At 70.6% G+C, this 11,619-nt stretch carries 10 protein-coding genes; 8 read left to right on the top strand and 2 right to left on the bottom strand.

Annotated elements, in window-relative coordinates; genetic code table 11:
• The first annotated feature begins 16 nt into the window (after positions 1-16).
• From lanKC to ACZ4AA_RS23305, 4 genes are all read left to right on the top strand, one after another.
• A complete protein-coding gene (gene lanKC, locus ACZ4AA_RS23320) occupies positions 17-2,722 on the top strand; it encodes a class III lanthionine synthetase LanKC (protein WP_467605733.1) in 2,706 nt (901 codons plus the stop codon).
• A gap of 102 nt (positions 2,723-2,824) precedes the next feature.
• Entirely contained in the window at positions 2,825-2,962 is a 138-nt protein-coding gene (locus ACZ4AA_RS23315) for a SapB/AmfS family lanthipeptide (RefSeq protein ID WP_107065889.1), read from the top strand.
• A 137-nt stretch (positions 2,963-3,099) separates the two neighbouring features.
• The gene (locus tag ACZ4AA_RS23310) at positions 3,100-4,860 is read left to right on the top strand and encodes an ABC transporter ATP-binding protein (RefSeq protein ID WP_467605729.1); all 1,761 of its coding nucleotides are present in this window, start codon (positions 3,100-3,102) and stop codon (positions 4,858-4,860) included.
• 96 nt (positions 4,861-4,956) lie between these two features.
• Positions 4,957-5,604 (top strand): glyoxalase, encoded by a 648-nt coding sequence (locus ACZ4AA_RS23305; protein ID WP_467605726.1) that lies wholly within the window; start codon positions 4,957-4,959, stop codon positions 5,602-5,604.
• A gap of 24 nt (positions 5,605-5,628) precedes the next feature.
• Here ACZ4AA_RS23305 and ACZ4AA_RS23300 read toward each other — a convergent pair whose 3' ends face one another.
• The gene (locus ACZ4AA_RS23300; RefSeq protein ID WP_467605722.1) at positions 5,629-6,312 is read right to left on the bottom strand and encodes a TetR/AcrR family transcriptional regulator; all 684 of its coding nucleotides are present in this window, start codon (positions 6,310-6,312) and stop codon (positions 5,629-5,631) included.
• 103 nt (positions 6,313-6,415) lie between these two features.
• On the opposite strand from ACZ4AA_RS23300, the gene ACZ4AA_RS23295 reads away from it, so the two are divergent.
• Both ACZ4AA_RS23295 and ACZ4AA_RS23290 read left to right on the top strand, forming a co-directional pair.
• Positions 6,416-7,792: a serine hydrolase domain-containing protein gene (locus tag ACZ4AA_RS23295; RefSeq protein ID WP_467605719.1), complete on the top strand. Its 1,377-nt coding sequence runs from the start codon at positions 6,416-6,418 to the stop codon at positions 7,790-7,792.
• Between the two features lie 236 nt (positions 7,793-8,028).
• A complete protein-coding gene (locus ACZ4AA_RS23290) occupies positions 8,029-8,475 on the top strand; it encodes a hypothetical protein (protein WP_467605716.1) in 447 nt (148 codons plus the stop codon).
• 85 nt (positions 8,476-8,560) lie between these two features.
• Here ACZ4AA_RS23290 and ACZ4AA_RS23285 read toward each other — a convergent pair whose 3' ends face one another.
• Entirely contained in the window at positions 8,561-10,273 is a 1,713-nt protein-coding gene (locus ACZ4AA_RS23285) for a S41 family peptidase (RefSeq protein WP_467605713.1), read from the bottom strand.
• Positions 10,274-10,615: 342 nt separating this feature from the next.
• Between ACZ4AA_RS23285 and ACZ4AA_RS23280 the strand changes: the two genes are divergently transcribed.
• Both ACZ4AA_RS23280 and ACZ4AA_RS23275 read left to right on the top strand, forming a co-directional pair.
• Positions 10,616-10,993: a hypothetical protein gene (locus ACZ4AA_RS23280; protein WP_467605711.1), complete on the top strand. Its 378-nt coding sequence runs from the start codon at positions 10,616-10,618 to the stop codon at positions 10,991-10,993.
• A gap of 105 nt (positions 10,994-11,098) precedes the next feature.
• Entirely contained in the window at positions 11,099-11,605 is a 507-nt protein-coding gene (locus ACZ4AA_RS23275; protein ID WP_467605709.1) for a DUF6584 family protein, read from the top strand.
• Positions 11,606-11,619 lie beyond the last annotated feature (14 nt).

The following is an 11,619-nucleotide window of genomic DNA, read 5'->3' as shown; positions in this document are numbered from 1 at the left end:
CCTGAGGAGAAGTCCGATGGACAACCGGTACGAGGCCTACGCCTACGCAGACCCGATCTTCTACGACTCGCCTCGCCGCTGGGGCGCACAGGAGGAGTTCGACGCCGTCAGCCGGCCGCTGCCCGCCGGATGGGAGCGCGGCGACCTGGAGATCTGGGCGGTCGTACGCCCCCAGGACGTACAACTGCCCACGCAGGGCTGGAAGATCCACGTGTCCTCGTGCGCCGAGGACGCCGAGGCGGTACTGGAGCAGGTCTACGACTACTGTCTGCGCGAGCACATCACGTTCAAGTTCCTGCGCGGCCTGCCCATCCTCCAGATGCAGAACTCCAAGTACTCGCCGCGTGGTTCGAGCGGAAAGTTCTGCACGCTCTATCCGGTGGACGACGCCGAGCTGCGGCGATGTCTGGAGGGCCTCGGCCCCCTGCTGGCCGGCCGCCGGGGCCCCTACATCCTCAGCGATCTGCGCTGGGGCGAGGGCCCGCTGTATCTGCGCTACGGGGGCTTCGCCGAACGTCACTGTCACAACGACGCCGGCCAGCGCGTGCTGGCTCTCGAGAACCCGGAGGGCCGGCTCGTCCCCGATGTCCGCGGCGCCGGCTTCTCGGTCCCCGACTGGGCGCCCGTGCCCGGCTTCGTCCAGGGGGCGATCGCCGAGCGCAACGCCCCCCGGGCACCCGAACTCCCCTACACCGTCGAGCGGGTGCTGCACTTCTCCAACGCCGGCGGCGTCTACCTGGGCCGCAAGGACGCGGACAGCCCCCAGGTGGTACTGAAGGAAGCCCGCCCTCACGCCGGGCTCGACCAGCGCGGAGTCGACGCCGTCACCCGGCTCCAGCAGGAACACGACATGATGGCCCGCCTGGCCGGGTTACCCGGAGTCCCCGCCGTGCACGAGCTGCTGACCGTCTGGGAACACCGCTTCCTGGTCCAGGAGTTCGTCGAGGGCCAGTCGCTGAGCGAGTGGCTGACCGCGAGGTATCCACTCATCCATCCGGACGCCGACGACGCCACGGTCGCCGAGTACACCCGCGAGGCGATCGCGCTCGTGGACCGGATCGGGCACATCCTGGCGGGCATGCACGAGCGCGGGGTCGTCTTCGGAGACCTCCACCCCCGCAACGTCATCATCCGGCCGGACGGCGACATCTGCTTCATCGACTTCGAACTCGCCTCACCCGTCGACGCGTTCGTACGGCCGGCCCTGGGAGCCGCGGGATTCACCGCCCCGACGGGATACACCGGGCCGGAGATCGACCTGTACGGACTGGCCGCGATCCGGCTGTGGTTGTTCCTCCCCCTGGCCCAACTGCCCACGCTGGACGCGGGCAAGAGCACCGAGCTCGCCGACGTCATCGAGCGCCGGTTCCCCGTGCCCTCCGGATACACCGCCGAGATCCGCCGCATGCTGGCCCCCTCCCCCTCGGACGGCCGCACACCAAGGCCCGAACTGGGCCTGCGCCGGGCCCAGACGCAGGCCCTGCTGAGCGGGCCACGAGCCGACTGGCCGGCCATCCGCGACTCGCTCGCGGCCGGGATCCGGGCCATGGCCACCCCGCACCGGGACGACCGGCTCTTCCCGGGCGACATCGCCCAGTTCACCCAGGGCAGTCTGGGCCTGTCCCACGGAGCGGCCGGCGTCCTGTACGCCCTGCACGCGACGGGCGCCGGCACGGAAGCCGAACACGTCCGGTGGCTCATCGACGCCGCCCGCGGCCGACCGCCCCAGCCAGGTCTCTACACCGGCGGACACGGAGTGGCCTACGTCCTCGATCTCCTCGGGGAACGGGAGCACGCACTCGACCTGCTGAGCCGTCTCACCCGCACTCCCCCGGACACCCCCCTGGGACCGGACCTCTCCTCGGGCCGCGCCGGCATCGCCCTGACCCTGTCGCACTTCGCCACGGCCACCGGTGACCCCGCACTGCTGGACTCCGCCCTCAGCCACGCGCAGGCCGCTGCCGACGAGCTGGAGAAGGAGGGTCCGTCGAGCGTGCGCCGCAAGGCCGGCCTGATGGGCGGAGCGTCCGGCGCGGCGCTGGCCCTGGTCCGCCTCTACGAACGCACCGGCGATCACGCGCTCCTCGAACGGGCCCAGACCCTCCTCGAACTCGACCTGGAGCGGTGCGTGACCGCCGCGGACGGGACCGTCCAAGTCCTCGACGAATACCGGGTACTCCCCTACATCGAGACCGGCAGCACCGGCATCGGACTGGCGCTGGACGCCCTGCTCGGCCATCACCCCGACAGCCCGACGGCCCGCTTCCGGACGCCGATCAGCCGCGCGGCCGAACCCGAGTTCATCATCCAGCCCGGCCTGTTCAACGGCCGCGCGGGGCTCCTCGGCTATCTCGCCCTCACCCGGCCGTACCCGAGCCCTCCCGGCAGCGCGCACTCCCCACACCCTCGTACGCCGGACGACGCGGAGGCCGCCGCCCACCGCCAGACCGCGCTCGACCGCCACCGCCGGCTCCTGGCCCTCCACCAGATCTCCTACCAGGGCCACCTCGCCTTCCCCGGCGATCAGCTCCTGCGGCTCTCCGCGGACCTGGCGACCGGCTCCGCCGGAGTGCTCCTGGCCCTGGGCACCGCTCTGGCCGGCACCTCCTTCCTCCCCTGGACCGGCGGAAGCGGACCTGTTCGTACGAGCCCCGCCGGACCGGCTCCGGCCGCCGCCGGCCACCACGCGGCCTCCGCGGGGCACCCGGTCGGGCACACCTGACCGGAGCACCACAACGCGCACCGGCTCAAGCCGAGTCGCGCACCCCAGACTCCCGGCCGCCCGGCCGGGTGATCCACCCGTCAGTGACAAAGGAGAACAGACATGATGATCCTCGACCTCCAGACGATGGACCTGCCCGAGACCGAGGCCACCCCGATCGACGACACCCTGGCGAGCACCAGCTCCCTGAGCGTCCTCAACTGCGGCACCAGCACCGTGAGCACGATCCTCTGCGTCTAGCGGACACCGCTCCCTAGGGGCGGACAGAGCACAGCCGGCCGGGCCACCACCAGGGGCCCGGCCGGTCGCGCACCGCCCCCGCCCTCCCCCGTGCGCGCCCCCATGCGACGCCCCCTCGCCCACCAGAGAGGTTCCCCGTGGCCGACGAGCCCGCCCCCCGCGCCGCCCGCACACCGGGCCCCCTGCGGCTGCGCCGTGAACTGACCGCCGAACCCGGCCCGTTGACCGCCGCACTGCTCCTCGCGCTCGCCGCCACCGCCGCCACACTCGCCCTCCCCCTCTTCCTCCAGGACGTCATCACCGACTTCTCCCGGCACCGCCCGCTCGGCGAGCACATCGCCCTGATGTGCGGGGCCGCCGCGGCCGGCGCACTCACCCAGGCCTGTTCCGGGTTCCTGCTGGCCCGCATCGGCGAACGCATGGCGTACCGGCTGCGCATCACCTTGATGGAACACGCGCTGCGGCTGCCGCTGCCCGTCGTACGGACCCAGGGCACCGGTGAACTCGCCGCGCGGATCACCTCCGACGCCCTGCTGCTGCGTCAGATCGTGGACGTGGCGAGCCAGTTGCCGCTCGCCACGGTGACCATCGCGGCGACCCTGGGCGTGATGCTGTGGATCGACTGGGTCCTGACCGTGGTCACCCTCGTCTCCCTGACCGCCCTGACGCTCATGGTGATGCTGGTCCTGCGCCGGATGCGGGCCAACGTGACCGGCCAGCAGGACGCCGTCGGACACATCGCCCAGCGCTTCACCGCGAACCTGGAGGCCCTCACCACGATCAAGGCCAACCGGGCCGAACCGCTGGCCACCCGTGCTCTCGCCGAGGACGCCGAACGGCTGCGCTCCGTATCCCTGGAAGGCGCCCGGCTCGGCACGCTGATCCCCGCCGTCCTCACGCTCGGCAACCAGCTCGCCATGATCGCCGTGATCCTCACCGGAGGCGCCCGCCTCGCCGCGGGTGACATCACGGCGGCCGCCTTCGCCGCGTTCCTCCTCTACCTGCTCCAGGCCATCCCCTCCGTCAACACCCTGGCCACCGGCCTCGGCCGGCTCCAGTCCGGCCTCGCCGCCCGCGACCGGTGCAACGACCTGCTGCTCCTGCCGCCGGAGCACGACCCGGCCGACGACGGCCAGGCCGCCCCCACCCCGCTGCCCGACGCGCCCGCCGTCACCTTCGACTCCGTCTCCTACACCCACTCCGGAGCCGGCCGGCCCACCTTGCACGGCATCTCCTTCACCACCGCCCGTACCGGACTCACCGCCGTGGTGGGCGCCTCGGGGGCCGGCAAGACCACCACCCTCTCGCTCATCGACCGGTTCATCCGGCCCTCCTCGGGCACCATCACGGTCCTGGGGCACGACATGCGGACCTGGCCCCTGGACGCGCTGCGCGCCCGGATCACGTACGTCGACCAGGCCTTCACCCTCCTGGAGGCCACCGCCCGCGAGAACCTCCAGCTCGGCCGCACCACCCCGGCCACCGACGCCGAGCTGACCACCGCCCTGGACGCCGTCGGCCTCACCGAGGACATCACCCGCCTCCCCCAGGGGCTCGACACCCACCTCGGCCGCGAGACCGACCTGTCCGGCGGCCAGAGGCAGCGCATGGCGCTCGCCCGCGCCCTGCTCTCCGACGCCGACATCGTGCTGCTCGACGAACCCACCAGCCAGCTCGACGGCCTCAACGAACAACGCTTCCGGACCATCATCGAAGAGCTGGCCACGACCCGCGCGGTGATCGTCGTCGCCCACCGGCTCACCACCGTGCAGCACGCCGAGCACGTGATCATGCTCGACCAGGGCACCGTCACCGACACCGGTGACCACCCCGCGCTCCTGGAGCGCTGCACCCCCTACCAGCAGCTCATCGCCAGCCAGGCGATCACGGGGGCCTGAGGCGGCACGACCCCTTCACACACGGCTCATGGAGCGGGACCCATCGAGCAGGATCGAAGAAGCCACCGCCGCCGCGCCGCGACTAGCGTGAAGGACATGACTTCCATCGCAGCCATCACCCTCGAAGTGGACGACCCGGCCTCCGCCGAGAAGTTCTACGCCACCGCCTTCGACCTCGGCTCCCAGCTGCGCCTGCGCGCCTCCGAAGCTCCCACGGCCGGCTTCCGCGGATTCTCCCTCGCGCTCACCGTCTCCCAGCCGGCCGACGTGGTGAGCATCATCGAGGGGGCGCTCGCGGCCGGCGCCACCTCGCTGAAGCCCGTGTCGAAGTCCTTCTGGGGCTACGGCGGCGTCGTCCAGGCCCCCGACGGCGCGATCTGGAAGGTCGCGACCTCGGCGAAGAAGGACACAGGGCCGGCCACCGGCGCCGTGGACGAGAAGGTGCTCCTGCTGGGCGTCGAGGACGTGAAGGCGAGCAAGCGGTTCTACGCCGAGCAGGGGCTGACCGTCGCGAAGAGCTTCGGCGGCAAGTACGCGGAGTTCACGGCGGACGCGCCGGAGCAGTTCAAGCTCGCGCTGTACAAGCGTGCCGGTCTGGCCAAGGAGGTCGGCGTCGCCGACGACGGCAGCGGCTCGCACAGGCTCGCCCTCACCAGCACCACCACGGCGTTCACCGACCTCGACGGCTACATCTGGGAAGCCTCCTCGCCGGCCTCGACGCACCCTGCCGCGGACCGGGGCTGAGCTCGGGGGCCGTGAGGCCGTCCGTCACGTCGCGTCCGCCGCCAGGCGGGCCTCGAAGCCGTCGAGGAGGGACCGCAGGCCGAACTCGAAGGAGTGGTCGGGGGCTCCGGCGTACTCCGTGGCGGCCGACGTGTCGAGTCTCTTCCGCAGGTACGGGAACTGCCTGGCGGTCTCCGTGGCGGATGCCATGGCGTCCGCCATCAACTGCCCCGCGTCTTCACCGTTCTTGCTCAGCCTGCGGTTCAACGACACCTGCGCGGCGGGTCCGAGGGTGCTGCCGAGGACGAACGCGAGCACGGCCGCGGCCGCCCGGTCCGCGTCGGCGGCGGGGAAGCCGGCCTTCTCGTAGACGGCGAGGCTGAAGTCGGTGTGCCGGGCCTGGGCGGGTCCGTACAGCAGATGACTGCCGAACGCCTGGACGAGCCAGGGGTGGCGGGTGAGCATCGCGTACACGCCGGTGGCGTGGGCGGCGGCCGCCGTACGCCAGTCGCCGGTGTCGAGACCGGGCAGCTCGACCTCGCCCCAGACCGCCTCGCCGGCGAGCCGGACCAGGTCGTCCTTGTTCTTGATGTGCCAGTACACGGCGGTGGCGGCCGAGCCGAGCCGTTGCGCGAGGCTGCGCATGTTCAGGCCGTCGAGCCCCTCGTCGTCGAGCAGTTCGATGGCGGCACGGACGATCCGGTCTGCGGTCAGCGTGTCTCGCGGCATGACCACCACCCTACTTGAACTTAGTTCATGACGTGTCTTGCACTTTGTTCAAGCGACTCCTACGCTCCTTCTTGTACTTAGTTCAGGAATCCGAGGGGGAGCCATGACGCAGGACAAGCTGTCGGAGTTCGTCTCGTCGCGGGCCGGGGAGCTCGGCATTCCCGGTGCCGCCGTCGGCGTGCTGCTGAACGGCGAGCAGATGTACGCCTCACACGGTGTGACCAGCCTCGCCAACCCGCTGCCGGTGGACCGGAACACCCTCTTCCCGGTGGCCTCGGTCTCCAAGACCTTCACCGCCACCGCGCTGATGCGCCTGGTCGCCCAGGGACGGGTGGAACTGGACGCGCCCGTACGGCGGTACGTCCCCGAACTGCGGCTCGCCGACGAACAGGCCGCGGAACGGGTCACCGTCCTGAACCTGCTGAACCACACCGCGGGCCTGGAGTGGAACCTGATCGACGACGGCAAGGGCGACCGCTCGCTGGCCGGTCTGGTGGCCAGGCTTCCCGGACTCCCGCTGATCGCACAGCCCGGAACCCGCCCCTCGTACAGCCAGGCCGGCTACAACCTGGCGGGCCGGATCGTCGAGAAGGTCACGGACCTGCCGTTCGAGCAGGCCGTGCACGCGCTCGTGCTGGAGCCGCTGGGACTGACGGACACCGTGTACGGGCTGGCCGAGGCGATGGTCCGCAAGTTCGCCGTGGGCTACAACCGCGCCGATGACGGCGACCTGCGCGTCGCCCGGCCCTGGAACGCCTTCAAGGAGGGGGCCCGCGCCGACAACCCCGGCGGCGGCCTCGCCTCCTCGGTGAACGACCTGCTGCGCTGGGCCCGTTTCCAGCTGGGTGACGGCGACGGTCTGCTCCCCTCCGCCCAACTGCACCGGATGCGCGAGCGGACCGTCGCCCTCCGCGGCAGCACCCTCGGCGACGGCTTCGGGATCTGCTGGTTCCTCCACGACCTCGGCGGCCTCCGCGGCATCGGTCACGGCGGCTCCGGCAACGGCCAGTTCGCCGAACTGCTCATCGTGCCCGAGCGCGATTTCGCGGTGGTCTCCCTGGCGAACCTCGGACCGGAGGGCCACCCCTTCAACCAGTCCGTCGTGCGGTGGGCGCTGGAGCACTACCTCGACGTCACCGAGAAGCCCGCGCAGCCGCTGCCGTACGACGAGGCGAAGGCCCGTCAGGTCGTCGGCCGCTACGAGATCGACGCCATGAACCTCGACATCGCCACCGACGGGACCCAGCTCACCCTGGGGGTCGGGATCAAGCCGGAGATCCGCGCGGCGTCCGACGAGGAGATGCCGCCCGACCACCCGGCGGCGGCCATCGGCTTCCTTCCCGGCGACGGCGACGAGTACGTCGTCACCGAAGGCGGCCTCGACGGTCAGCGCGGCTACTTCTCCCGCGCCGCCGACGGAACGGTCACGGGCGTCGACATCGCGGGCCGGCTCTTCAACCGGACCGGGCAGGCGCCCTGATCCACGGCCTGAAGGAGCCGTGCGAACGGCGGCCCCTCGGCGGCGTACTCGGTGTCGGCACCGGTGGCGCCCCGCCTGGGGCATCGCCCGACTGGGCGCGTCCTTCTCGCGACGGGAAACGGCTCGTGGTCGTCTGGTGGGGCAGCCCGCGAAGGTGGGTCCCCCACGTCCGGGCCGGCACGGCAGGCCGATCCGGCTGCCGTTGCCCGACGTCGTCCGAGGTGCAGGAGGTACCCATGTCGACCGAGGAAATAGCGCCGCCCGAGATCAACATTCTCAACCTGAACGTCGTCTCGCTGAAGAGATTCGTCTTCGCGGTCCGCACCATCTCGCAGAACGACCTGTGGGACGAGGTGCTGGAGGAACTCGATGCCCGCGGATGCCACTCGATCGCCCTGAGCGTGGAACCCATCGAGGCCATGAAGGACGCTCTGCGGCAACGGCTGCCCGACAGGCCGAAGAAGGCGAAGGGCGGCCGCCGCGACCAGCGGGACGACCCGCGTCGCGCCGCCCCGCAGCGCAAGGAGCGAGGTGACGACCCGCTCTCGGACCTTCCCGACATGAACCGCCCTCAGCGTCACCTCGAACGGTTCATGGCATCCGCCTGCGGTACCCCGCCCGTTCACTACCCGCCGCGCCCGCCGGACGACTGGCCGGAAGGCCCGTGGGACCCGCAGCAGTAGACGGCGACGGACATCGGCGGGCCGTCCGCGTGCGGCTCCCGGTGCCGGCACCGCCCCTGACGGACGGCGGCCGATCCGCCGTCCGTCAGGGGCGGTGCGCGGCCGCCAGCATGCGGCCGGCCCTGTTGAGGAGATCCGTGTTGCCCTCCAGGAGGTCGCGCCGGGTCATTCGATGGATCTTGTCCGGGACGACCCCGAGATCCTCCACCGGGGTGCCGGAGCGGGCACCGACCCTGAGCGTGCGACGGACGGCGACGCGCATGCCCGTCCCCTTCGGCAGGGGTACGTACGGGGACTCCGGTTCCTTGGCCATCAGTTCGCGCAGCACCTCGTGCGTCCACACGTTGGCGCCGCCCGCGCCGGTGTTCTGGTCGACCCCGAGCACGGGACCGATCTCGTGATCCTGGAAACCGGCCGCGAAGATGTCCGTGGCCGAGAAGCATCGGGCGTTCGTGACGAGGACCACGGGCCCGGCGTACCTGCGGCCGATGGTGTTGGCGGCCGCGGGTGACGTCGCGGGAAAGGCGCCCGAGAAGGTGGCTCCCAGTTCCAGTGCCTGGTCCATGGACGGGATCCAGGCACTGAGGTCGATGTCCAGATCGGCCTGAGCCGCCCGGCAGATCCGCAGATTGAGCGGGGAGCTGAGGAACTGGACGGGCTCGGGAGACACCCTGCGCGAGGTGAACACCTGAAGCAGGCACTCGGCCACCCTCATGTCACCTCCGCCGTTGTCCCGTACGTCCAGGATCAGCCCCTCGTCGGGGAGAAGACCCACGAGACGGAGGAACTCCTCCGCGAAGGCCCTCGGGCTCTCCGCCTCGAAGGTGAAGACGCGGAGATGGCCGAAATCCCCTGACGAGGTCCGTACCCGCTGGGCGCGGAACGCCGTGGGAAGGCCGGTCGCGATCTCACCGGGGCGCAGTCCCGGGACAGGCCGCCCGGCGGCGGCCGCGCTCTCCTGGGCGTACACCCGCGGCGCGAACAGCATCACCTTCGCCCGGTTCGTCTCCTGCGTGTCGAGGTCGACGGCCTGGGACAGGGCGGCGGAGCTCGCGGTGTCCGCGTCGACCGGTGCCGGCGGGCTGTCGAAGAGCCGCCAGCTCTCGCGCAGTTCGTGATGCCTTCCGTCCGTTCCAATGTAACTGACCGTCACCCACTGCTCGAACGGCGGCAGATGCACCATCAGCGGCCGTACGGTCATCGACTGCACGCCACGACTGCGCTGAGCGGAGGGATTGTTGCCGGCGAAGCGCAGCGCGTTGAGTTCGACCGCCTCCGAGATCGGGATGCCGCTCCAGTGCGTGACCCGTGCCCCGGGGACGAACCCCGGCGCCTCGAAGCCCTGCGCGACAAAGGTGACCAGGAACTTCGGTCCTTCCTGGTCCACGTACTCCTCGATGAGGAACGGCAGGCACGCGACCTTGCCGGTGAACGGCTCCGGCAGCAGGTAGTTCGTGTGGAGGTCCTTCACGGAGAAGAAGATCTCCGACATCTCGGCGTGGAACTTCCACTCGGGAGGCATCGTCCGGTCCGTCTGGCGCTCCAGCCGCCGCTGGAGAACACGCAGCCGCTGAACCGGGTTCACGCCGTACATGGCGGCCTTCAACGGCAGATGCACATAGTTCTGTTCCAGCAGGATCAGGGCCTGCCCGACGATCAGGCGCCGCTCCTCCAGTGTCAGCGAGCCGGCGCTCTGGACGAAGTCCGCCAGTTCTCGTGAGGCGCTCAGCCGGTCGCGCACCGGCTGAGCGGCGTGCGCGACCGGGCCGGACGCAGTTCGGTCGGACAGGGTGCTCATCGTTTCTCCGCGGGAAGTGGATCGGTCGGCGAGTCCGCGCCCCGGGCATCGCACACGAACCGTTCCGCCGAGGGCTCCGCCTGCTCATTACCGCGCCACCCTCCCGGCTACACGGCACCGCGCGCCGCCCATCCGAATGGCGCAGAGGGCCGGAGACGGACCGCGACCGTGGTGCTCCCGGGCCGCTCCACCGTTTGCACGTAGGTCCCGTCGGCGTTTCCATGGAAGTACAGGAGTATTTGCTCCCAGCACTCGGCCAAGTTCATTGAAAACCTGCCAAGTTGACGCATCAAAATTCACGGCGCGAAATCAAAGCTTCAAGAGAACCGAGCCGAAATCAAGGTGGCGATCACCGTGACCGTACGCGATGTCCACGGAACCTGGAGCTTTCAGCAGGACAACGGGTTCATAGTGGAAATGACGAACATCCGACAGGACCCGGCTTCACCGCAAGGTGTCGCCACACTCGCGGGGGACGCAACCACCACGGGCCTGGACGGTGCCGTGACCGGCTTCGTCGACGACCAGAGCATCACCTTCACCATCGACTGGGACCGCCACGGCCCGGGAAAGGGCGGCCGGTACCGCGGAAACTTCTCGGTGGCCGCCTCGGACGGATCCTCCGTGCTGTCGGGTTCGACATTCGACCTCGACCACGGTGGCCCGGAAAGCACCGCCAAATGGCAGAGCTTCAATCACTTGTTCGGGACGCGTCCCTGACGGTCCCGCAGCTCAGCCCGAAATGGGGCCAGGGGCCACGGGCGCCGGGGTCCTGAGCGCAAAAAGCAGTCGACGGCGGCCGCACCGGCAGTCGATCATGGGCCCATGCCACTGAGAGACACCCTCGCCCGCGTCGACGGGGACCTGGCCGCGGGCCGGGTCCCCGTCGCACGCCAGCGCCTGCGCGGGCTCGTGTCGTCCTTCCCTGACGACCTGACACTCAGGCGCCGCCTCGCCGAGATCTACCGGCTGTTCGAGGAGCCGGCGGAGGCGGGCCGCTGGATGTATCTCGAACCGGACCGGGACGCGGCCGAGACCGTGGCCTTCGAGGCCAGATACGCCACCCCCGCCCAGCGCATGCGCGCACTCGCCTGGCAGGGCTCCGAGTCGCTCGCCCGGACGGAGTTCGCCAAGGAGCAGTTGGCCGCGGTGCGAACGGCGTGCTCCGAGGACATGGGGCATCCCGTCGAGTGGGGCACCGTGCGGTCCGAGCCGGAGGTGACCGCCGAGAACAGCCCTGTCGTGGGCTTCCTGACCGGTGCCGGATGCCTGCTGGCGGTCGTCGCCTTCCTCGCGATCTGGGTGAACGGTCTCGTGGCCCTCTTCGACTGACCGGGCCGCCGGAA

It is taken from the genome of Streptomyces sp. NPDC024698 (assembly GCF_055559015.1).
This window is presented reverse-complemented; position numbering and strand designations above follow the sequence as displayed.

Excerpts from the sequence above, each read along its gene's own strand:
- lanKC (WP_467605733.1), top strand. The coding sequence starts at position 17 with ATGGACAACCGGTACGAGGCCTACGCCTACGCAGACCCGATCTTCTAC.
- ACZ4AA_RS23300 (WP_467605722.1), bottom strand. The coding sequence starts at position 6,312 with ATGCCGCGAGACACGCTGACCGCAGACCGGATCGTCCGTGCCGCCATC.
- ACZ4AA_RS23305 (WP_467605726.1), top strand. The coding sequence starts at position 4,957 with ATGACTTCCATCGCAGCCATCACCCTCGAAGTGGACGACCCGGCCTCC.
- ACZ4AA_RS23285 (WP_467605713.1), bottom strand. The coding sequence starts at position 10,273 with ATGAGCACCCTGTCCGACCGAACTGCGTCCGGCCCGGTCGCGCACGCC.
- ACZ4AA_RS23315 (WP_107065889.1), top strand. The coding sequence starts at position 2,825 with ATGATGATCCTCGACCTCCAGACGATGGACCTGCCCGAGACCGAGGCC.
- ACZ4AA_RS23275 (WP_467605709.1), top strand. The coding sequence starts at position 11,099 with ATGCCACTGAGAGACACCCTCGCCCGCGTCGACGGGGACCTGGCCGCG.
- ACZ4AA_RS23295 (WP_467605719.1), top strand. The coding sequence starts at position 6,416 with ATGACGCAGGACAAGCTGTCGGAGTTCGTCTCGTCGCGGGCCGGGGAG.
- ACZ4AA_RS23290 (WP_467605716.1), top strand. The coding sequence starts at position 8,029 with ATGTCGACCGAGGAAATAGCGCCGCCCGAGATCAACATTCTCAACCTG.